The following is a 21,035-nucleotide window of genomic DNA, read 5'->3' as shown; positions in this document are numbered from 1 at the left end:
ACCTTGCGCGAATAAAAAGTATCTAGTATTCAAGATATATGGATGAAAATACTACATTACGCGCCCTCGCGGCTTTAAGCCAGAAAACACGGCTTGATGTCTTCCGCCTGCTCGTCAAGGCGGGGTTCGAAGGGATGCTCGCGGGTGAAATCGGTGAAAGCCTTAATGTTCGGCAGAACACAATGTCGACGAACCTGTCGATCCTGATGAATGCCGGATTGATCAAGAATGAACGTCAGGGCAGAACGGTCCGGTATTTTGCGGATTATGATGCCATGCGCGGATTGCTTTCCTTTCTGATGGATGACTGCTGTAACGGGCGGCCGGAAATCTGTGAAGGTGTATTTGATGAAATAAGCTGTTCATAACATTAGGTGATTATAATGACTGAAGCGGTTTACAACGTTTTGTTTCTCTGCACCGGCAATTCTACACGGTCCATAATCGCGGAAGCCATTATGAACCGGATCGGACAGGGAAAATTCAAGGCATTCTCGGCGGGCTCCACGCCGAAGGGACGAGTGAATCCCCGTACAATTGCGCTGTTGAAACAGCTCAACCACGATACGGGCATTGCGAGATCAAAATCCTGGGATGAATTTGCAGGTCTTGATGCGCCGGAAATGGATTTCGTCTTTACAGTTTGTGATAACGCAGCTGGAGAGGTTTGCCCTGTCTGGCCGGGTCAGCCGATGTCGGCCCATTGGGGGGTGCCCGATCCAAAGGCGGCCAATGGAACCGAGGCGGAGATTAACCTCGCCCTTATGGACACTTACCGGATGCTAAACAACAGAATATCGATCTTCACTAGCCTGCCGATTGCAAGTCTTGACCGGTTGTCTCTACAGAAACATCTTGATGTGATTGGAACGCAGACCGATAAAGTGGATTCTTAAGTTATAGTTCCCAACCTATTATTTTAAGGAAGTAATACTTGTCCCAAGAAAATTTAGAAGAACACCTCAGCAAGGACAAAACGGTAGAAGCTAGCATCGGGTTTTTTGAAAAATGGCTCTCCATTTGGGTTGCTCTCTGTATAATTTCCGGTCTGCTTTTGGGGAACCTGTTCCCGGCCCTGTTTGAGACCATTGCCTTGTTTGAATATGCGTCCGTCAACTTTGTCGTTGCCGTCCTGATCTGGGCTATGGTCTATCCGATGATGGTCGGAGTGGATTTCGCCAGCCTGAAACATATTGGCGACCGTCCTAAAGGATTAATCCTGACGATAGTGGTCAACTGGCTGATCAAGCCTTTCACCATGGCGGCGCTTGGTGTGCTTTTTTTGAGTATGTATTTGCAGACTTGATCGCACCAGAAGATGCGCAGGGCTATATTGCGGGCCTGATCCTTCTCGGTGCGGCGCCCTGCACGGCCATGGTGTTCGTTTGGTCCCAACTCACAAAGGGCGATGCGACCTACACTCTTGTGCAGGTCTCCGTTAATGATGTGATCATGATTTTTGCTTTTGCGCCGATAGTCGCCTTTTTGCTCGGCATTACCGATATCGTTGTGCCTTGGCAGACGTTGATCCTTTCCGTCGCGCTCTATGTGGTGATCCCGCTACTTGCAGGGGCTATCACGCGACATCTGTTGACCGGATCGAAATCGTCTCCCACGGCCTCGACGCGGGTTGATCAGTTTACGGCAAAGGTGAAACCATTTTCGGTTTTAGGATTGTTGGCGACGGTGGTTCTATTGTTTGGGTTCCAAGGGCAGGTTATATTGGAGCGGCCCCTCCTGATCCTGTTAATTGCGGTGCCACTGGTCATTCAATCCTATGGCATTTTCGCCCTCGCCTATGGTGCCGCCTGGGTGTGGCGTGTTCCGTTTAATGTCGCAGCGCCTTGCGCTCTCATCGGAACGTCGAATTTCTTTGAACTTGCCGTTGCCGTGGCCATCAGTCTTTTCGGCTTGAATTCCGGTGCGGCGCTTGCGACCGTCGTCGGGGTTCTGGTGGAAGTGCCGGTGATGCTATCCCTCGTCGCTTTTGCAAACCGGACACGCGGTCTTTTCTCCAGTTCGGATTAGGCGCGCGGTTTACTCTCGGTTGAGGATCATCTATTGCCGGTAAAAACTTTGCATTGTAACATTTATATTGGACGGGAGCTTTGGAACTGGCTCGTGCCCTTCGGCCCAAGGTGACCCTCCGGTGGGAAAATGATGAAATGCAATACCAGATGTTTTAAGGAATGATAACTTATGTCGGAAGTAAAAATAGGTATCATTGTCGGCAGCATCCGAAAGAAATCAGAATCTGGAAGAATTGGTAAATATATCAATTCTCTGGTTGATAATTTTAATGCAAATATAGAAGTTGAGTATTTTTCGCTGCGCGATCTTGATATTCCGCTCTGGAGTGAGGAAAAATGGGAAAGTGGTAGCGATCTCAAGGCGTTCTGGAAGCCTATTTCTGACCGCCTGAAATCATGCCATGGATTTGTCGTCATCAGTCCGGAATGGGCGGGCATGGTGCCGCCGCACCTCAAGAATTTTCTCCTTATGTGTGATGGCGGGGAATTGGCTCATAAACCCGCGCAACTCATCGGGGTGAGCTCGGGCATGGGCGGTGCCTACCCTGTCGCTGAGCTTCGCATGAGTGGTTACAAGAACAATTTCCTCTGGTGGATGCCTGATCACATGATCCTCCGTCAGGTGGAGGGATTGTTTATGAGCACTCCGCCGAGTGCGTTGGATGAGATCCTTACCGCGCGTCTCAACTACGGACTGGAATTTCTGATTGAAACAGCACAAGCGATACAGCCGGTCCGTGAGAAGGTACAGAACCTAAAGCTCTACAAGAACGGGATGTAAACGCTACTTCGTGGCTTTCAGGGTTTGCTTGTCAAATCCTGCGAGCTTTTTATAGGCGGTTGCAACTTCTTCCAGTGTTTCCTTCGGAATGCAGCTATGGGTCGCCCCGCAACTGCCAGAGCATTGATCCTTGACCATCTGCATGACCAATTCTGGCCCCGTTTGGCGGTTGGCGAGGGAGATTTTCGCGGTTGCCTCCCGCCGGGTCTCCTCATAGGCGGTCAGCGTCGCCTCAATATCCGTCGCACCGTCGAGCAGGTCAGCGAATGTCATCGCGTCCAGCACCCCTTGGGAGACGCCGTTGGACCCGTTGGGATACATGGCATGCGCCGCATCCCCCATCAATGTTGCGCGACCAAAGGACCATTTCGGAAGCGGATCACGGTCAACCATCGGAAATTTATGGATGGACAGGGCATTATCAAACAGTTTGTTGATATCGAGCCAACCGAGATCCCAATCGGCAAAATGGGGTTTGAAATCATCGAGTTGGCCCGTTTCGTTCCAGTCAGCAGTCCGCGCGGCAAGGTCGGAGGGGATACGACGTTCTGCAATCCAGTTGATATAGGATTTGCCGCGCCTCGCGCTCTCCGTCCGGATTGGATAAGCAACAAGTTTGAGATCGTTATGACCAGCCATGAACATTGACCGGCCATCCAGAAAGGGCTCCATCTCCGTTACGCCACGCCAGAGCATCTGCCCGGAATATTTTGGAGGGCCTTCGTTTGGGTAAAAGAGATGCCGTAGCTGCGAATTGATCCCGTCAGCACCAACAAGGAAATCCCCCTGCGCACTACTGGCGGGCTCTCCCGTCTGACGATCAGTGAAATGGGCGGTTACGCTGTTTGTATCCTGTTCAAAGCTTGAAAACTGATGTCCGGTCAGGATATTTTCAGCCCCAAGTCTGTCGCGCGCCGCATTCAGAAGGATCATATGAAAATCACCGCGGTGTATGGAAAATTGCGGCACCTCATATCCTGCTTCCAGCCCGCGGGGTTCTCGCCAGATGGTTTTGCCGTCCTCCGTAAAATAAGCGAGGCTGGAAGTCTTGATGGCGACTTTCTCGATTTCCTCGAGTAAGCCTAGCTTTGCGAGATTTTGCACAGAGTGAGGAAGAAGATTAACTCCGACTCCTAAAGGTTTGATTTCTTTTACAGCCTCAAAAACGCGCGCCTTTATTCCCTTTTGATGAAGGGCAAGCGCGAGGGTTAATCCGACCAGTCCTCCTCCGACTATTATTCCACTGAATTCCATCATACAGCCTTCCTAAAAGCCTTGTGCGGTCATGCCGTCGTCCACTGCGATTACAGAGCCCGTCATAAAATCGGAACCGGCCCCGGCAAGCAGCAAAAGCGCCCCGTCGAGGTCGGTCGGATCGCCGACCCGGCGTCCCGGCAGTTTGGAAGTGAGGCGCTTACCCGGCTCTGTTTCCCAATAATCGCGGTTAAGCTCCGTCACAATATAACCCGGGTTCAGGCAATTGACCTGGATTTTATATCGGCCCCATTCATCGGCAAGCGCACGGGTCATATGGGCCACCGCCGCCTTAGACATACAATAGGTGACGCTCTGTTTGAGCACTCTCGAGGCGGCGACCGAGGCGATGTTGATGATCTTGCCACCCTGACCATGGCGGATCATGCTTTGCCCAACAGCCTGTGCGACAAAAAAAGCACCTTTCCCATTGGTATCCATGACATAATCATAATCTTCCTCGGTGACATTTTCGGCCCGGCACTGAGCGCTGACACCGGAATTATTAACGAGGATATCTATGGGCCCGAGTTCTGTTTCCGCAACATGAATGGCCTCCTGTATGTTCGCGACATCGGTCACGTCCATTCGCACCGGCAATGCCCGCCCATCAAACGCCGCAATTTCCGCCGCCAGCGCTTCCAGTCTCTCTGTCCGTCGCGCGGCAAGCGTCACCTTCGCGCCAGCCTGTGCGAGTGTTAGCGCAAACTGTCGGCCAAGACCGGACGAAGCGCCTGTTACAAGCGCGTGCTTCCCCTCAAGATTATGCGGCGATGTCATACAAAATATCTCCTGATTTGCATTTTGTTATTTTTGTTTTCCCTAAACCACATGATTTCCCGTCCCCAGCGCAAAATCAAGGTTCCATTTGCTTATCTGGCGGTGCATCCGGCGGGGTTGGCGGAATTTGGGGGAAACTCACGTTATTTTAAGAAATTTCGTGTCAAACTGTCCGCTCGTATTTTTTGGAGAAAATGAGTATGCGTTACGCCGCAAATCTTCTGGTTGTCTCAGACAGCTCGGCAAATAACATAGAACCCTGCCTGATTGAGGCAGGGTACCGCATTACACGTCTGTCATTTTTGGAGATGTTTGAGCAGGAATTTGGAGATCAATCGTTTGACCTTATTCTGATCGATGGTGAAAACAATGCCGCCAACGTGAATGTGAGGGATATTGCCAAAATGGCGGTCGAAAACTCTTTTCCTACCTTATTGATTGGACCTGCGGACTTTAAATGCCGGATACAGACCATCTCTCCGGGCTTTTGCGATCTTGAATTGATCAAACGTGTGGCCTCTCTTGTGCGGCTGGAAACGATGGAGCAGGAACTTGCGCGGCGTTTTGCGATCACTGAAAGTTATGGCGTTGATCTATCGACCGTTACTGCCCCTGAACCGGATATCGGAGAGGCCAATATCCTGATCGTCGGCAACAAAACGGTGGTGTTGGGTAATATTCTCCTGCGGCTCGATACGCGAACCAATATCCATATCTGTAAAAATCCGGAAATGGCGATTGAGGATCTCCGGTCAAAGAATTTTGACGCCGTTATCCTCTCCGGTGTTGGTCATGGCGATAGTAATCTCCGGCTGTGCAATGATATTCGGGCGGACACAAAGCTTTATAACCTGCCTGTATTGATGGTTCTGGAGGAAGCAGAAGAATCGCCGCGCCGCCTTTGTTCACGGCGTGTCGGACGTTATCCTTCATGAGACTGAAATGGATGCGTTGATTAACAGGGTCGCTCTGCAAATACAACAATATCGGTATCGGTTTGCCATCCAGAAATTATTCAGGGTCGCCAAGCCACATCCCGTCGCGGATGGCCCGACAGACCTCTATTCCAGTGGTTTTATGCGGACGCATCTGCCTGTTATGTTTCAGGATCATGCGGCTCAGCACAAAGTCCTGAGCGTGGCGACCATCATGATTGAGAACCTGGATGGCGTGAGGGAGCAGCATGGATATCCTTCCGCGGATCAGCTTCTTCGGCAGATCGGCTCGGCCCTTTCCAATCTTGTCAGGGGAGAGGACTTTTGTAGTCATCTCCAACCCGGACATTTCTTGGTTGCCCTTCCCGGTACCCGGAAGGTAGAGGCCCTTATCGCCCTCAAGCGAGTGGAAGGAGTGCTGCGTGCGACTGAATTTGCGCTCCCGCAGCTCACGAATCCGATCCGCGTGGAAACGCGTGTTGGGCTTGCAGAAGTTATGCCCAACGACAATATAGAAGATGTCGTTGAGCGTGGATTGTCCGCGGGCCTAAGCGAGGAAAAAGCCGCGTAATATCCACATATTGGACCGATCGTTCCAATTGCCCCTTGAATGGACCTATCGGTCGCCCTATAGTCAGGGTATGAAAATAGATATTGTCTCCGATACCGTGTGCCCTTGGTGTTTTATCGGCAAACGGAAACTAGAAGCCGCCCTTGCTGCACGTCCCGATCTTGAGGCGGAGATCAATTGGCACCCCTTTCAGCTCCATCCCGACATGCCCGAAGGTGGTGCGGACCGGAAAGAATTCACCGCCCGAAAATTTGGAAGCCCCGAACGTGCAAAGGAGCTTTATGAAAACATAAAGGTCGCGGGACAAGATGTTGATATTCCTTTTAATTTTTCAAAAATTGAACGAAGCCCGAACACGCTCGACTCGCATCGGTTGATCCGCTGGGCGAGTTCTGCCGGATGTCAGGATGCGCTTGTTGAAATTCTGTTCCGCCGATTTTTTATCGATGGCGAAGACATCGGGGACCATGCTGTTTTGATTGACGCCGCGGAAGAGGCCGGCATGGACAAGACATTGGTCGCGGAGCTGCTTGAAAATGGCGCTGATCGTGAGTTGGTAAGTCAAGAGGATATGCGAGCCCGCCAGATGGGTGTGTCTGGTGTCCCCTTCTTTATCCTAAATGACAAATATGCTGTCTCGGGGGCTCAGGATCCTGCGGCCTTTCTCGCCGCGTTTGACAAAATCGCAGATGAAGCCGAAAACTCTTCGGATGCGCCCGAATAACTCAGTTGGTGGCTTTGGCGATCTTCGCGAGATTTTGCGCCAGCCAGAGAACTCCTTTTAATCGATCCTCCGGATGCTGCCAGCTGCGGCTGTGCACCAGCTTGTGATCACCGCGCAGCTTCGTTGAGCCGGGCGCGCGGGAGATAAACTCTACCAGCCCGCCCGGGTTGTCGAACTTGTTTTCGCGAAATGTCAGCACCGCGCCTTTTGGGCCTGCCTCGATCTTTTCGATATTCGCCGCCCGGCAGAAATGCTTGATCGTCATCACCTCGATCAAATGGGAAACCTCATCAGGTAGCGGCCCGAAACGATCCACCAGTTCGATGGCGAAAGCATCGATTTCTGCTGCCGTTTCCTGCGCCGCGATCCGTCGATACAGCTCCATACGGAGAGAAAGATCGGCGACATAATGCTCCGGTATCAGGACAGAGGTGCCGATATTGATGCTCGGCGACCATTTATCCTCTGTCTCACCCGTATGGCCGAGTTCTGTCTCTCGGGCATTTGCAACCGCCTCTTCCAGCATTTCCTGATACAGCTCAAACCCGACCTCCTTGATATGGCCTGATTGTTCATCGCCAAGAAGGTTCCCTGCCCCGCGTATATCAAGATCATGGCTCGCAAGCGTAAAGCCTGCCCCCAATGTATCGAGTGATTGCAGGACACGGAGGCGTTTCTCTGCGGCATCAGAGAGCCGTTTGCGCGGTGGGAGCGTCAGATACGCATAGGCACGCGTCTTGGAACGCCCTATCCGCCCCCTGATCTGATAAAGCTGGGCCAATCCAAACATATCGGCGCGATAGGTAATCAGTGTGTTGGCGGACGGAATATCAAGACCAGATTCGACGATATTCGTCGCCACCAGAACGTCATAGGCGCCGTCATAGAAGGCATTCATCACACTATCGAGTTCTTTGGCGGGAAGCTGGCCATGGGCTGTGACATATTTCACTTCCGGCACATGGTTCCTCAGAAACTCGCCCACGTCAGGCAGGTCTTTCAGACGTGGGCAGACAATAAAGCTTTGCCCGCCGCGGTAATGCTCTCGCAGGAGCGCTTCGCGCAGTACCACCGGGTCGAACGGCAGGACAAAGGTGCGGATGGCAAGGCGGTCGACCGGCGGCGTTGCAATGATAGAGAGATCGCGAATGCCCGTCATGGCCTGTTGGAGGGTACGCGGGATCGGCGTTGCCGTTAGCGTCAGCACATGGACATCGGCCCGCAGCTCCTTCAACCGCTCCTTATGGCCAACGCCGAAATGTTGCTCCTCATCGACAATAACAAGTCCCAGGTTATTGAATTTAATGGTTTTTGCAAGGAGAGCATGGGTGCCGATGACGATGTCGACCTGTCCGCTGGCGAGTTCCGCCTTTGTCTGGTTTGCCTCTTTCGTTGTCACCATGCGCGAAAGCTGCGCGACCCGGACGGGCAAGTCCGCGAACCGCGCCGTAAAGCCCTTATAATGTTGTCGGGCTAACAGCGTTGTCGGGGTGACGATGGCGACCTGTTGCCCTGCCATAGCGGCGGTGAAGGCGGCGCGAAGGGCCACCTCCGTCTTGCCGAAACCGACATCGCCGCAGATCAGGCGGTCCATCGGTCGACCGCTCGCCATATCGGTGAGCGTGTCCTCGATAGCCTTGAGCTGATCCTCCGTCTCCTCAAACGGGAATTCGGCGCAGAATTCTGCATAAAGCCCGTCCGGCGGCGACAGGCGATCCGCCTTTCGAAGTTGACGGGCGGCAGCGATCCCGATCAACTGATCGGCCATCTCCATCACGCGTTTTTTCAGTTTCGCCTTGCGGGCCTGCCATCCGGAGCCACCAAGCTTGTCGAGTACCGCCGCCATATCGCTCCCACCATAACGGGAGAGCATCTCGATATTTTCGACGGGCAGATAGATCTTATCGCCACCCGCATAGAGCAGCGTTACGCAGTCATGTGGTGCGGCGGAAATTTCAATTGTCGTCAGCCCCTCATACTGTGCAATTCCGTGATCGACATGAACGACATAGTCACCGGGAGAAAGCTGCGAGGCTTCAGCGATAAAATTTTCATGCCGTTTGGAAGACTTACGCGGTCGCACCAAGCGATCGCCGAGCACATCCTGTTCGCCGATGACGATGAAATCCGGGGTTTCAAACCCCTTTTCGAGCGGTAGAATAGCGAGATTGGGAATATTCGGCCCGGAAACATCCCGAAAATTATTGATTTCGCGAACTGGTTCGATCCCGTGGTCGGCGAGTACGGTCTTGTTTCTCGCGCGGGAACCAGTGGTGAAATAGGCGAGAATGACCTGCTTTTTATCATCTAGTGCCGCGACAACATGGGATTTGAGATAATCATAAATATTTGCTTCATGCCGCGCACGTTCCGGCGCGAAGTCGCGACCGGCCTTCCCTTCCGCATCCAAAGTCACAGCATCTTCTGTACCGCTTTTAAAGGGTGAGAACTGACCGACTGCGCGGCTGGCGATGTGCTGATGCCATTCTTCAGGATCGAGATAAAGATATTGCGGGGGAAGCGGTTTATAATCAGCGCTGCCTGAGGGCGCGGCCTCCTTCCGGCTCTGGTAGTAATCTATAACGGTGTCATGACGTGCTGAAAGTGCCTCCTCCAGCATATGATCGAGAAAAAGGACAGCATTGGGAAGATAATCAAAAACCGTCGCCATTTTCTCATGATAAAGTGGCAGCCAATGCTCCATCCCGGCGTGGCGGCGTTTTTCGCTCACCGCCTCATAAAGCGGATCATCCTGTGTGACCGCACCGAATTCTTCCCGGTAGCGGGAGCGGAACAGCGGCACGGAACTGTCGTTGAGCAGGAATTCCGACGCGGCGGTAAACTCGAGTTTGTCAATTTTTCCGGTTGAACGTTGGGTGAGTGCATCGAACGCGCGAATGCCATCGACATGATCGCCGAAAAGATCCAACCGAACCGGGTTTTCCGCACCCGGCGGGTAAATATCTATCAGGCCACCGCGTACGGCAAATTCGCCCGGTTCCATCACCGTTCCGATCCGGGAATAGCCATTTGCCACCAGATAGGCAGTAAGTTCCGGTCCGTTTATTTTGTCGCCAACCCGAATGCTGAGCCGGCTGTTTTTCACCATCTCCACTGGCGGCACCCGTTGGGTCACCGCGTTCAATGTGGTGAGGAAAATACGTGGCCGGTCGGATTGTTCGGTCATTCGGCCAAGGCTGGTCATCCGATGGGCGACAATCTCGGCATGCGGCGATACCCGGTCATAGGGAAGGCAATCCCAGGCGGGAAAGCTGATGACTTCTATGTCGGGTCGGAAAAAAGCGAGCGTCACCTCACTTGCCGCCATGCGTAGATCATCACGCAGCACGAAAAGAAGGTCGTGCTCACTTTTGCGCAGCACTTCCCCCAGAAGATAGGCGTCGTATCCTTCCGGAACAGATTCTAGGCGAAATGTATGGCTGCCCTGTGACAACTCCAATATCTGGGTGCGAAGGTGCTTGACTTTAGTATCACTCATACAGGCTTAGTCTTTGCTGCGTTGCTCGAACTGGGTGAATTCCTGAAGGAGCGCCATGACATTGGTTTGATACTCCGGCGGAACCTCTTCTCGCCCGACGGCCCAGACGTAAATATTCGGATCCCCCGCTTCAAGCAAAGTCTCATAGATATCGAGGTCATCGCTCGAAAAATCTGCGAGATACTTGCGGGCAAAACCGCCGAGCAGCAAGTCCGTCTCCTTCATGCCGGTATAGAGGGAACGATGAATAAGCCGTTTGCGGCGTATGGTGATGTCTTCAGTCATGGTCACATGCTCATTTTTGATAGGGCTTGGATATAGCCTGTCTTGTTCGCCCTGTCAGCAGGAAGTGACATCGAATGACGATATATGGGGATGCGCCATTGACCTGATATGCCGTCACGCAGCACAATAGCCGGAAATAAATTATGAGGGAAGCCGGTGCGCCCAGAAATCCTGTTTCAACTTTATTCTCCCGTCAGCAAGCTTACCGGTATTGGGCCCCGGCTGACCGCGCTGATAGAGAAATTGGCCGGTCCGAACATTATCGATCTCGCTTGGCATTTGCCGTCGGGACTTGTCACGCGGCGGCAGGTGACGAGTTTGACGTCCGACCTCATCGACCAAAATGTGATAGTCACCTTGAGGATAGAGCATCATCAGCCGTCCCGTAATCGTCGCGTTCCCTACAGGATACAGTGTCAGACGGGCGATTCGCCCCTCACCCTCACCTACTTCAATGGGCGCGAGAGCTACTTGCGTCAGCAACTCCCCGAAGGGCAGGAGCGGATCGTCAGCGGCAAGTTGGAGGAATATGGGGGCGCCTATCAGATCACCCATCCAGATTATGTCACAACGAAGGAAAAGGCGGAGACGATCCCGACATTTGAGGCCGTCTATCCGCTGACGGCGGGAGTCACGAACGCGACTTTTCTGAAGGCCGCCCGGCAATTTCTCGCCATGTTGCCAGACCTTCCCGAATGGAATGATGCCAGTCTGATGGCACGTGAAGAATGGAAAAGTTGGAAGGAAAGCCTCGTCGAGGCGCATTCCCCTACAAGGGAGGAGGATTTTGATCGCAACACCTCGGCCCGCTCGCGTCTTGCCTATGATGAATTACTATCTAATCAGCTTGCGTTGGAGCTGGTTCGCCGCAGTATGAAGCGAAAACCAGGCCGTTCTCTGGTTGGCGACGGCGATATACGTGGGAAGATCCGGACCGCCCTGCCCTTTAAACTTACGACGGCACAGGATGGCGCTCTAAAAGAGATTGAAGACGATATGGCGGGACCGCATAGAATGTTGCGCCTCCTGCAAGGGGATGTGGGTAGCGGCAAGACGGTAGTTGCCCTGCTTGCCATGGCGCAGGCAGTCGAGGCCGGGGCGCAGGCCACCATTATGGCGCCGACAGAAATCCTCGCACACCAGCATTTTAATGCGATTGAGCTGCTTGCAGCTGAGGTAGGCCTTAAATGCCTGCTGATTACCGGACGGCTTAAGGGCAAAAAACGCGCAGAAATACTTGAAAAACTCGAATGCGGATCAGTCGATCTGGTGGTCGGCACTCATGCCCTTTTTCAGGAAGATGTGAAATTTCACGATCTGGGCCTTGCCATCATCGATGAGCAGCACCGTTTTGGTGTCCATCAGCGACTCGCCTTGAGTGCGAAGGGACGTGATGGCAACGGCGGCGTTGATGTGCTGGTGATGACGGCGACACCAATCCCCCGTACCCTTGCCCTCACCGCCTATGGAGATATGGATGTATCTATCATCTCGGAGAAACCGCCATGCCGAAAACCTGTCGATACCCGCGCGATTGATCTGGTGCGTCTTGATGCCGTTGCAGCCGGATTAAAGCGCAAACTTGCCGCCGGAGAACGAATATACTGGGTGTGTCCACTGGTGGAAGAATCGCAGGTTCTCGATGTTGCCGCGGCGGAGGAACGATTTACCTATTTGCAGCATCTCTATGGCGATGAGGTCGGGTTAATTCATGGTCGGTTGAAGGCGGATGAGAAAGAAGCCTGCATGCGTCGGTTCATGGCCGGGGAGATCAAGATCCTTGTCGCCACCACAGTGATTGAGGTGGGCGTTGATGTACCCGAGGCGACGGTGATGATTATTGAGCATGCGGAGCGTTTTGGTCTTGCCCAGTTGCATCAGCTACGCGGACGTGTCGGGCGTGGCGGGCTGGAAGGAACCTGCCTGTTGCTATATGCGGCACCGCTTAGCGAGACGCAAAAAGCGCGCCTCGGTATCTTGCGCGATACAGAGGATGGCTTTCGTATTGCGGAGGAAGATTTGCGGTTGCGCGGTGCAGGAGAACTGCTCGGCACCCGGCAAAGTGGTCTGCCGGAATTTAAAATTGCCGACCTGCATGCCCATTCCCGTTTGTTGAATATAGCCAGGGATGACGCGCGCCTGATCCTTGAAAAAGACCAGAAGCTTGCCAGTGAGCGTGGGGCCGCACTTAGAACATTGCTCTATCTTTTCGAGCGGGATAGCGCGATACGATATCTATCAGGCTGACGAGGGGGAGATTTTCTGTCCGGTGATTGCGGCGGTAACTTCTTCTTTTCATCCTTACCGGTTTCGTCAGGCTGCGGTGGTTCGGGCCAGATCATGCCGGCGGAAATAACGAGTTTAACCCCCTCCTCAACCGACATTTTGAGATATTTGAGATCCTTCTTGGGCACGAACAGCAGAAAACCGGACGTCGGATTGGGGGTTGTTGGGAGGAAGATGCTGATCATATCGTCATCTTGCAATCCGTCGACTTCCCCTTCTGCGGTACTGGTCACAAAGGCCAATGCCCAGACACCCTTACGAGGATACTCAAGGAGCACAACTTCCCGGAAGGAGGAACTCGATTGCGCAAGGACGGTCTCCATTATCTGTTTGAGTGCATGATAGATAGAACGGACCACTGGCATACGGCCGACAATACGTTCGCCAAATGTCAGAAAGGCGCGGCCGAGATAGTTTGCGGTCAGGAAACCGATCATGATCAGGGCAAAGGCGGCGATTATAACGCCAAGGCCCGGCACACTGAATGGCAGATATGTCTCCGGGTTATACCGTGCCGGTATCAGTGGGGTGATATTGGCATCGACAAAGGAGACAAAGACATAAGTCAGGTAAATCGTGATCGCAATTGGTGCAGTCACAACAATCCCGGTCAGGAAATAAGTGCGAAGCCGCGCCAATGCGCTGACCTTCGGGGCGGGCTCTACCAGAACCGGCTTCTTGTCTTCGTCTTCAGAAGGGTCCGTCGATTTGTTAAACATTTTTCGCCAACTGATTTTAAAACAATATAAATTCTACAGGGTTACCAGTATTTCCTGAGCGATTTTGCACCTTATCATGAAGCCCGGGAGCTGTCTTTGGAAATTTCAATTCTGCCCTGTCGCGTAAACTTCCTCTTAAGAATAATAGGATACAATTACTACTAGTTTACAAAGCTGTCGGAAACGCAGTTTGTCTCTAATAGGTCAGAAGACTCTCAATGAATTATAAGAAACTTAAAAGTATTTGGCAAAATAACGGAGTTGCCCTGCTGTCGGGTTCGCTCGGCGCGGCTTTGATGTTGTCTGTTCTGTCCCAAAGTATGTTCAGCTCTGTTGTATGTCTTATTGCGGCCGGTGGCTTGTTGGTCTGTTCGGGGTTTGCTTTTTTGCACGGGCGACAGACGCGAAAAGATTATTATGCGTTGCAAGCGAAGGAATCAGTACTGGATGTTGTCTTTGATAATATCGAGATTGGTATCAGTGTTTTTGATAAGCAGCTTCGATTGTTAGAGTTAAATTCACGCTATGCGGAACTGATGGAGATCGAAGAAGAAAAAATTACGCCGCAAACCACTTTGCAGGACATACTGTCCTGGAATTTTGACAATTATATTGATGCTGGTGATGATCGGGAAGCCTTCATTGCAGATACACTTGAATATTTGGACGAGCGTGTTTCTGGCAAAATTGATCGCCATTTTGCGAATGGAAAAATCATTGAGGCTTCCTTTAATGTATGTCCGGATGGCGGATATATTCTGACTGTTTCGGATGTGACGGCCACCCGCCTTGCTGATAAGACCTTGCGCGAGAACGAAGATCGTTACCGCAGTATGGTAGAGCTATCCCCGGATGCGATCGTTGCTCATAAAGGCGGATTTATCATTTATGTTAATGAAGCTGCGCTGGCCCTGTTCAAGCTGAGAAATCGTCATGATTTGATAGGTCAAAAAATTTCCAGCTATTTCCCCTACGCAGATAGAGAGGCACTCGCACCCTATTTCGGAAGTGCCGATGATGCCGAAGCTGTCAAAAATTTATCTGCTCTGAAGTCGAAAGTTATCCGTGAGGATGGCGGGCAAACTGATGTCGAGATGGAAGCCACTGTCCTCCTTTACGGCGAAGATAATATTCTACAGCTGGTGATCCGTGATATCTCGGCGCAGATGCAGATTGAGGATTTTCTTAAGCAGGCCAAGGATGAGGCGGAATATGCCGCGCAGATCAAAGGCAAGTTCCTTGCCAATATGAGCCATGAGTTGCGCACGCCGCTCAATGCCGTGATTGGTTTCTCAGAGGTCATTATAAGCCAGATATTCGGACCAGTCGGATCGGGTAAGTATTTGGAATATGCCCACGATATCAATGCGAGTGGGTTGCATCTTCTTGAACTGATCAACGATATTCTGGATTTCTCCAAAATTGAGGCAGGGGAACAGAAGATCAACGAGGAAAAAGTTGAGATTGATGTTCTGGTAAATGAGTGCATCCGCCTCACCCAGCAACGCGCGATTGAGAATGATATCAACATCAAACTGGAGTTTGATCCGCTGCTGCCACAGATATTTGCGGATCGCCGCATGATCAAGCAAATCCTGATCAACCTGTTGTCTAATGCCGTTAAATTTACACCGACTGGGGGGCGCATTATTACCTCTGTCCAATTGGTGGAAAATGAGGGTATGAAGATAAGTGTGAGCGATAATGGTATCGGACTTCGTGAAGGCGATATAGAGCGGGCGCTAACCCCGTTTGTTCAGGTGGACAGCGAGAAAAACCGGAAATATCAGGGAACAGGCCTTGGCTTGCCACTTTCAAAAAACCTTGCGGAAATGCACGAAGGACGGTTGGAGCTATTGAGTAAATATGGCGAAGGGACCGTTGTCTCCCTCTATCTGCCACGAGACAGGATCTGCGAAAAAGCTGCCTGATCATGCTGTTCGCCGGTGAAAATTTTCTAATTATTTTACGGCTACTCTTGCCAATCTGATCGGAAGAGTGAAATATCCTGCCAACTAAAAGGAGGATATTTATGCGGTTAAAAGATAAGGTCGCCATTATAACGGGCGCAGGTTCCGGTTTTGGTGAAGGTATGGCGAAACTTTTCGCCACCGAAGGGGCGAAAGTCGTTGTCAGTGACGTCAATGGTGCTGCAGCAGCAGCGGTTACAAAGGATATTGTCGATGCTGGCGGTGTGGCCATCAGCTGCGAGTGCGATGTCACCAGTGCCGATGATATTGCCGCGATGGCGCAGCAGACCCTCGATAACTTTCAGAAAATCGACATTCTTGTGAATAACGCGGGTATGCCACAGCGCAATGGTTCTATGTTCGATGTGGATGTGGAGACGTTCGATAAAATATTCGAGGTTAATGTTAAAAGCATCTTCCTCACCACGAAGGGTATTATTCCACATATGCTGGAAAATGGTGGCAATGTAGTCAATATCGCGTCCACGGCTGCGCTCAGCCCCCGTCCCGGCCTTACACTGGTACAACGCGAGCAAGGGAGCCGTGGTCACAATGTCGAAATCCATGGCGATTGAACTGGCACCGCAGCAAGTGCGGGTGAATTCGCTGTGTCCGGTTTTCGCCCATACGCCGATGGCGGTGGAATTCATGGGCGGGGTAGATACTCAGGAAATCCGCGACAAGTTTGTCGCGTCAATCCCGATTGGCCGGGAAAATACGCCACGTGATCTGGCTCACGCGGCGCTGTGGTTGGCCTCTGACGATGCGTCCTTTATCACCGGCGTAGCGCTGGAAGTGGACGGCGGCAGATGTATCTAGGTTAGTTACTGGCGGGCGTTATTCCTTTACGTCCGCCGCTACCTGCATTTTCACGATAATGTCCGGTTCGCCCGGTACCATCCCGCTCTTGCCAACCCCCTTTTTGATCAGGTCAACGAATTCCATCCCTTCGACGACCTCACCCCAGACAGTATACTTCCGGTCCAGCCAAGGAGAATCCGCACTCACGATAAAGAACTGGCTATCGGCGCTGTGGGGAGAGCTGGCCCGCGCCATGGAGACGGTCCCACGCTTATGCGGCGTGTTGGAAAACTCAGAGCGGAGCTTGCGACCCGAGCCGCCCGTACCATCCCCTTTGGGATCGCCAGTTTGCGCCATAAAATCTTGAATGACCCGATGGAATTTAAGGCCATCATAAAACCCCTCCCGTGTCAGCTCCTTGATCCGGGCGACATGATTAGGGGCAAGATCGGGCCGCATTTCGATTACAACGCGCCCATATTGCAGGTCAAGGTAAAGGGTGTTTTCCAGATCCGCAGCCTCAGCCATTGTAACAGGGAGCGCGAGCAGGCCTGTCAGCATCATAACCGCGCTTACACGCGACAGAAATTTCGAAATCATCCGTTTCCTCTTTCATTAACAAGATTGGCCTTATTTACTGCCATCTGGCGACCGGGGCGTCCATCCTTAAAATACCGGCGTGGCAAATAACCGCAATTTCACGGGCCCTCCAAAAAAAACAAAATGGATGCTTGACCATCTGGCGGGACGACCCTATGTTGCAGCCGCATTGCGACGTTGTCGCGCTCTTTTATGGGCGTCAAGGTCGTGATATACATCGCAAATTGTGGGCCCGTAGCTCAGTTGGTAGAGCAGCTGACTTTTAATCAGCGGGTCACAGGTTCGAATCCTGTCGGGCTCACCATTTCCCCAATTCACCGAATATTTTATTATGTCGCCGTTTCGCGCTTTCAGCGAAGGGGATGGATTTTTATGCGTTGTTGCCTGTAGATTATTCCCGGATTTAGAAATAACAAATATACCAGAGGCAGCATGTGATGACGGAACCGGAGCTTATGGCGATTGTCGCCGCCCTCTTCTCGATGATGAACCCGATTGGGAATGTCGGTATTTTTGCCGGACTGACGGAAGATTACAGCACCGCCGAGGCCCGCACGATCGCCATCCGGAGCGCCATTGCCACGGCGATTACCCTGTTAATTGTTGTCTGGACGGGCGGACTACTTCTCAAGTTTTTCGGCATTGATGTGAATGAGTTACGTGCTGCGGGCGGAATTATTGTCCTGATCATAGGCCTGCAAATGCTGTTTAACAAGGCGGGCCACAAAACAAGCCATGCTGAAACCGAGGATGCAAAGGACCGTGCCTCCATCGCGATTGTGCCCATCGCTATCCCCATCGTTGCCGGGCCGGGCACGATGGCGACAGCGCTTGTCGGGGCGGAGCGTTATCCCGATATCATGGCACGTATTGAGATTTCCGTGGTCATCCTACTGCTCTCGTTGTTGATCGGGTTGCTGTTCGCCTTCGCCAAGCCCGTCGCCGCGAGGCTTGGAACAAGTGGCATGGCGGTTGTCACCCGCATCATGGGGATGGTTCTGGTCGCGCTCTCAATGGGGATGCTGACCTCTGGCCTTGCCGCGCTGATCCCTGCCCTCTCTAAGTAAGGGGGTTACGCGAGCCGGACGGGAGCTTCGGGGAAAGCCAGTTCATGCCGTGCGCGCCATTTATCCGTCACATAATTGACAATCAGGCTCTTGCGGACGCCGTTGATGGGGCGTGGCTCGAACCCGTGCCAGTGTATGCGGCGACGGCACGAAGACATTCGCTGAATTGCTCCGAAACGGTACATTGCGCACAAAGGTCTGGCTGTCCTTATAGATGGAGGAGCCCCATGTCCCCGCCTCCGCCTCGCGGGAGAGGTAAATCTGCATGGTGAATTTCTTCACCCCGATATCCGTATGTGGCTCCAGCCAGAAACCATCCGTATCCTGCGTCAGCTCGATCCGGAGGAAGGTGCCGGTGAGATCGAGGTTGAATTTCTTCTCGATCGCGGCGACGGTGGCGGGCGCCTGCAGCATCTCCGCCACGTTTTTGCAGACCGGGAATTCCGCCTGCCGCCCGACATCAAAATAGTTACGCTTGTCGTTATTGATCTCGCGGCGACCAATGCGGTAATCCATCTTTGCTGGGCCGATATCGAGTGCGAGCAGGTCATCGACCACGTCAGTTGGGAATACCTCGTTCAACTCCCAGAGATCATAGGGATCATCGGTATACCCCGCCGTATCGAGGCATTTCAGAAAAGTCGTCTCCAGATCGATCAGCGCCGTCACAATATCTTCCACTTGATTAGCTGTGCATATGCAGATGTTCAAATTCCCCAAAAGTCCTACCAGAAACCACCCCACCCCACAACTCTTTCCGCCCCACAGGATTATGCGAGCGATTTAATAGAATATTGGTTATAATAGCGGAGGTGGTGGAAATTGCGCGGATATTGGTGAATGAAGGGGAATTAAATGGCGGATGCAGAAGAACGAATCCTTCCCAAGGAAAAAGCCCTCGAACTTGCGCGACAGGGAAAAGATGTTTGGAACAAATGGGCGGAAGAAAATCCGGGCATTGGTATAGATTTATCTGGGTATAACTTTGAACAGGAACCTATTTCCTTTGAAGAATTTCTATTTCCGGGTGAAGTTGATTTTTGTGGATCAACTTTCTGCAATGCTAATTTTTTGAATACAAAATTTGGTGGAGGAGATGCAATATTTACAAAGGCTGAATTTAATGGGGCATATACCGCTTTTTCAAATGCTCAGTTTGCCGTGGGTGACGTGGATTTTGAACACGCGAACTTTAATGAAGGAATAGTGGATTTTGAGGGAGTTAAATTTAGCGGTGGATATGCGGACTTTGAGAATGCAAGATTTAGCTGCAAAGTTATAAATTTTATATCTGCAGAATTTAGTGGAGGTGATGTAAACTTTATAAATGCAGTATTTTCTAGTGAATATGTAAATTTTGAATATTCGGAATTTAGTGGAGGTGTTGCTAATTTTAAAGATACAAATTTTGTTGGAGGGGACGTAAACTTTAAAGAAACTAATTTTAGCGGAGGAAGTGTAGGTTTTAATAATGCTAAGTTCAGCGGAGGTGATGTTTATTTTACCCTAGCAAGATTTATTGGCGGCGATGTATTTTTTCCTAGTGTCGATTTTTGCGGAGGAGTCGCAGATTTTTCCGGAGCAAAATTTGAGCACTTTACATATTTTGGGAATGCTAATTTCAGATACGATTGCAGTTTTTTGGGAAGTTCCTTCAAAGGACCTATTTTTTTAGAGAGTAGTAGTTTTTCTGAAGTGCCAGATTTCCGGCTTTCGGCATTGTCCTCACATTTTACATTTCACAACATGAAGGTATTGTATTCAGGCAAATCCATAGGTCTTTTGAAGTTTGCCGAAAAAGCAAGAGATGCATCTATCGCAGACAAATTCCGTCGATTAAAAGAACTAGCCGTGCAATCCCGTGATCATGAGCGAGAGCAGGATTTCTTTGCGAAGGAACTAAAAGCCAAACGGTTTTATGAAACAACAGGCTTCGCACTAGTGTGGAGCTATCTTTATGAATGGTTCAGCGACTTTGGGCGAAGTGTGTCTCGCCCATTTTTCTCTTTGTTCGGTCTTTGGCTTATATGCGCAATCGGGTATTGGTATTCGACGTCTAAATATTTAGATTTTGTAACTCGCATATATCTGCCGACAGAAAAACTATTCGAAGCATTAAAGCTCTTATTAGCAACCATTGTACCTTTTTTCGCGATTTCCCGTGAAGAATTTCATGATTCCAAGTCAGCAATCACCGGAGACAATGTAAGTCTTTTGCTGGATTTCGCCATGGTTTTTGAGGGCATCCTTGCCGTTATCTTCATCTTCCTGATCGGTCTCGCACTCAGGAATCGTTTCCGGATCTGATCGGTTTTTTTACATATCCTGTAAAAAGGTGATCGCGTCGGTATGGCAGCTGAGGATCTTCCAGCCATCGGCCTCTTTGCGGTAGATGTTGGTCGCGCGGATTTTCACCACTTCCTCATGGCCTGAGATATTGGCGTTCTGGCCGATCTCGACGCTATGGACGATAGCGATATTGTCGCCGAGGATGATATTGATCTCGCTCGGCTCGATCTTGCCGCCGAGTTTCAGCGCGGCCTGGGCCTGCCAGTCCTTCAGGATTGCGGGCCAGCCGATGTTATATCCGCCGCCCGGACCCATATAGACGGCATCCTCCGCCTTCGACCAGACATCTTCCATCAAGGTCAACTTGCCCGTGAACATCTCATTGACGGCGGCATAGTATTTATGGGCAATAGTCAGGACTTCCTCTTTCGTGGCTGTTGTCAT

Annotated in this window: 18 protein-coding genes, 1 tRNA gene and 2 pseudogenes; 13 read left to right on the top strand and 8 right to left on the bottom strand. The window is 51.5% G+C overall.

Translation table 11 applies throughout. The features are described from left to right. Positions 1–38 precede the first annotated feature (38 nt). The 4 genes and pseudogenes from AC0L73_RS00885 (at position 39) to AC0L73_RS00870 (ending at position 2,811) form a co-directional block, all read left to right on the top strand. Positions 39–368, top strand: a complete 330-nt coding sequence (locus tag AC0L73_RS00885) for an ArsR/SmtB family transcription factor (protein WP_227952095.1) — start codon at positions 39–41, stop codon at positions 366–368. A 15-nt stretch (positions 369–383) separates the two neighbouring features. Continuing rightward, a complete protein-coding gene (locus AC0L73_RS00880) occupies positions 384–896 on the top strand; it encodes an arsenate reductase ArsC (protein WP_227952094.1) in 513 nt (170 codons plus the stop codon). Positions 897–991: 95 nt separating this feature from the next. Continuing rightward, positions 992–2,028 (top strand): annotated as a pseudogene (arsB, locus tag AC0L73_RS00875) (ACR3 family arsenite efflux transporter). Positions 2,029–2,199: 171 nt separating this feature from the next. Beyond that, positions 2,200–2,811: an NADPH-dependent FMN reductase gene (locus AC0L73_RS00870; protein WP_227952092.1), complete on the top strand. Its 612-nt coding sequence runs from the start codon at positions 2,200–2,202 to the stop codon at positions 2,809–2,811. Between the two features lie 3 nt (positions 2,812–2,814). Here the strand turns inward: AC0L73_RS00870 and AC0L73_RS00865 are convergent, their stop codons facing one another. Beyond that, positions 2,815–4,068 (bottom strand): flavin-dependent oxidoreductase, encoded by a 1,254-nt coding sequence (locus tag AC0L73_RS00865; RefSeq protein ID WP_473654638.1) that lies wholly within the window; start codon positions 4,066–4,068, stop codon positions 2,815–2,817. Between the two features lie 9 nt (positions 4,069–4,077). Next, positions 4,078–4,845: a glucose 1-dehydrogenase gene (locus AC0L73_RS00860; protein ID WP_473654637.1), complete on the bottom strand. Its 768-nt coding sequence runs from the start codon at positions 4,843–4,845 to the stop codon at positions 4,078–4,080. Positions 4,846–5,039: 194 nt separating this feature from the next. On the opposite strand from AC0L73_RS00860, the gene AC0L73_RS00855 reads away from it, so the two are divergent. From AC0L73_RS00855 to AC0L73_RS00845, 3 genes are all read left to right on the top strand, one after another. After that, a complete protein-coding gene (locus AC0L73_RS00855) occupies positions 5,040–5,780 on the top strand; it encodes a hypothetical protein (protein ID WP_473654636.1) in 741 nt (246 codons plus the stop codon). A gap of 7 nt (positions 5,781–5,787) precedes the next feature. Then, complete coding sequence (locus AC0L73_RS00850) at positions 5,788–6,351, top strand: diguanylate cyclase domain-containing protein (protein WP_473654635.1); 564 nt, start codon at positions 5,788–5,790, stop codon at positions 6,349–6,351. Positions 6,352–6,421: 70 nt separating this feature from the next. Next, positions 6,422–7,075, top strand: coding sequence for a DsbA family oxidoreductase (locus AC0L73_RS00845; RefSeq protein WP_227952088.1), 654 nt, complete (start codon positions 6,422–6,424; stop codon positions 7,073–7,075). 1 nt (position 7,076) lies between these two features. Here AC0L73_RS00845 and mfd read toward each other — a convergent pair whose 3' ends face one another. Further along, positions 7,077–10,574 carry a transcription-repair coupling factor gene (gene mfd / locus AC0L73_RS00840; protein WP_473654634.1) on the bottom strand — a complete coding sequence of 1,166 codons (3,498 nt, stop codon included), beginning with the start codon at positions 10,572–10,574 and terminating at the stop codon, positions 7,077–7,079. Between the two features lie 6 nt (positions 10,575–10,580). Next, positions 10,581–10,859, bottom strand: coding sequence for a succinate dehydrogenase assembly factor 2 (locus AC0L73_RS00835; protein ID WP_473654633.1), 279 nt, complete (start codon positions 10,857–10,859; stop codon positions 10,581–10,583). A gap of 156 nt (positions 10,860–11,015) precedes the next feature. On the opposite strand from AC0L73_RS00835, the gene recG reads away from it, so the two are divergent. Then, a complete protein-coding gene (recG, locus tag AC0L73_RS00830; RefSeq protein WP_473654632.1) occupies positions 11,016–13,106 on the top strand; it encodes an ATP-dependent DNA helicase RecG in 2,091 nt (696 codons plus the stop codon). Here the strand turns inward: recG and AC0L73_RS00825 are convergent. Continuing rightward, positions 13,061–13,864, bottom strand: a complete 804-nt coding sequence (locus AC0L73_RS00825) for a DUF502 domain-containing protein (protein ID WP_473654631.1) — start codon at positions 13,862–13,864, stop codon at positions 13,061–13,063. The genes recG and AC0L73_RS00825 overlap by 46 nt on opposite strands. Before the next feature lie 218 nt (positions 13,865–14,082). Here AC0L73_RS00825 and AC0L73_RS00820 point away from each other — a divergent pair, with 218 nt between their 5' ends. Beyond that, positions 14,083–15,795, top strand: a complete 1,713-nt coding sequence (locus tag AC0L73_RS00820) for a sensor histidine kinase (protein ID WP_473654630.1) — start codon at positions 14,083–14,085, stop codon at positions 15,793–15,795. Between the two features lie 101 nt (positions 15,796–15,896). Then, positions 15,897–16,653, top strand: a pseudogene (locus tag AC0L73_RS00815) (glucose 1-dehydrogenase). Positions 16,654–16,671: 18 nt separating this feature from the next. Here AC0L73_RS00815 and AC0L73_RS00810 read toward each other — a convergent pair. Then, positions 16,672–17,199 carry a peptidylprolyl isomerase gene (locus AC0L73_RS00810; protein WP_473655401.1) on the bottom strand — a complete coding sequence of 176 codons (528 nt, stop codon included), beginning with the start codon at positions 17,197–17,199 and terminating at the stop codon, positions 16,672–16,674. A gap of 264 nt (positions 17,200–17,463) precedes the next feature. Here AC0L73_RS00810 and AC0L73_RS00805 point away from each other — a divergent pair. Together AC0L73_RS00805 and AC0L73_RS00800 are read left to right on the top strand one after the other, a co-directional pair. Beyond that, positions 17,464–17,539, top strand: a tRNA-Lys gene (locus AC0L73_RS00805). Positions 17,540–17,672: 133 nt separating this feature from the next. After that, the gene (locus AC0L73_RS00800; protein ID WP_227952080.1) at positions 17,673–18,302 is read left to right on the top strand and encodes a MarC family protein; all 630 of its coding nucleotides are present in this window, start codon (positions 17,673–17,675) and stop codon (positions 18,300–18,302) included. A 60-nt stretch (positions 18,303–18,362) separates the two neighbouring features. Here the strand turns inward: AC0L73_RS00800 and AC0L73_RS00795 are convergent, their stop codons facing one another. Then, on the bottom strand, positions 18,363–18,971 hold the full coding sequence (locus AC0L73_RS00795) for a 2OG-Fe(II) oxygenase (protein ID WP_473654629.1): 609 nt from the start codon (positions 18,969–18,971) through the stop codon (positions 18,363–18,365). A gap of 186 nt (positions 18,972–19,157) precedes the next feature. On the opposite strand from AC0L73_RS00795, the gene AC0L73_RS00790 reads away from it, so the two are divergent. Beyond that, positions 19,158–20,609, top strand: a complete 1,452-nt coding sequence (locus AC0L73_RS00790) for a pentapeptide repeat-containing protein (RefSeq protein ID WP_473654628.1) — start codon at positions 19,158–19,160, stop codon at positions 20,607–20,609. A gap of 9 nt (positions 20,610–20,618) precedes the next feature. Here AC0L73_RS00790 and AC0L73_RS00785 read toward each other — a convergent pair whose 3' ends face one another. Next, the gene (locus AC0L73_RS00785; protein WP_473654627.1) at positions 20,619–21,035 is read right to left on the bottom strand and encodes a YybH family protein; all 417 of its coding nucleotides are present in this window, start codon (positions 21,033–21,035) and stop codon (positions 20,619–20,621) included.

This window comes from Sneathiella sp. D3-11 (assembly GCF_055809395.1).
This window is presented reverse-complemented; position numbering and strand designations above follow the sequence as displayed.

Coding starts and splice junctions, on each gene's coding strand:
- AC0L73_RS00825 (WP_473654631.1), bottom strand. CDS start 13,864: ATGTTTAACAAATCGACGGACCCTTCTGAAGACGAAGACAAGAAGCCG.
- AC0L73_RS00885 (WP_227952095.1), top strand. CDS start 39: ATGGATGAAAATACTACATTACGCGCCCTCGCGGCTTTAAGCCAGAAA.
- AC0L73_RS00860 (WP_473654637.1), bottom strand. CDS start 4,845: ATGACATCGCCGCATAATCTTGAGGGGAAGCACGCGCTTGTAACAGGC.
- AC0L73_RS00835 (WP_473654633.1), bottom strand. CDS start 10,859: ATGACTGAAGACATCACCATACGCCGCAAACGGCTTATTCATCGTTCC.
- AC0L73_RS00800 (WP_227952080.1), top strand. CDS start 17,673: ATGACGGAACCGGAGCTTATGGCGATTGTCGCCGCCCTCTTCTCGATG.
- mfd (WP_473654634.1), bottom strand. CDS start 10,574: ATGAGTGATACTAAAGTCAAGCACCTTCGCACCCAGATATTGGAGTTG.
- AC0L73_RS00850 (WP_473654635.1), top strand. CDS start 5,788: ATGGATGCGTTGATTAACAGGGTCGCTCTGCAAATACAACAATATCGG.
- AC0L73_RS00790 (WP_473654628.1), top strand. CDS start 19,158: ATGGCGGATGCAGAAGAACGAATCCTTCCCAAGGAAAAAGCCCTCGAA.
- AC0L73_RS00870 (WP_227952092.1), top strand. CDS start 2,200: ATGTCGGAAGTAAAAATAGGTATCATTGTCGGCAGCATCCGAAAGAAA.
- AC0L73_RS00820 (WP_473654630.1), top strand. CDS start 14,083: ATGAATTATAAGAAACTTAAAAGTATTTGGCAAAATAACGGAGTTGCC.
- AC0L73_RS00880 (WP_227952094.1), top strand. CDS start 384: ATGACTGAAGCGGTTTACAACGTTTTGTTTCTCTGCACCGGCAATTCT.
- AC0L73_RS00810 (WP_473655401.1), bottom strand. CDS start 17,199: ATGATGCTGACAGGCCTGCTCGCGCTCCCTGTTACAATGGCTGAGGCT.
- AC0L73_RS00785 (WP_473654627.1), bottom strand. CDS start 21,035: ATGACAACAGCCACGAAAGAGGAAGTCCTGACTATTGCCCATAAATAC.
- AC0L73_RS00855 (WP_473654636.1), top strand. CDS start 5,040: ATGAGTATGCGTTACGCCGCAAATCTTCTGGTTGTCTCAGACAGCTCG.
- AC0L73_RS00865 (WP_473654638.1), bottom strand. CDS start 4,068: ATGATGGAATTCAGTGGAATAATAGTCGGAGGAGGACTGGTCGGATTA.
- AC0L73_RS00845 (WP_227952088.1), top strand. CDS start 6,422: ATGAAAATAGATATTGTCTCCGATACCGTGTGCCCTTGGTGTTTTATC.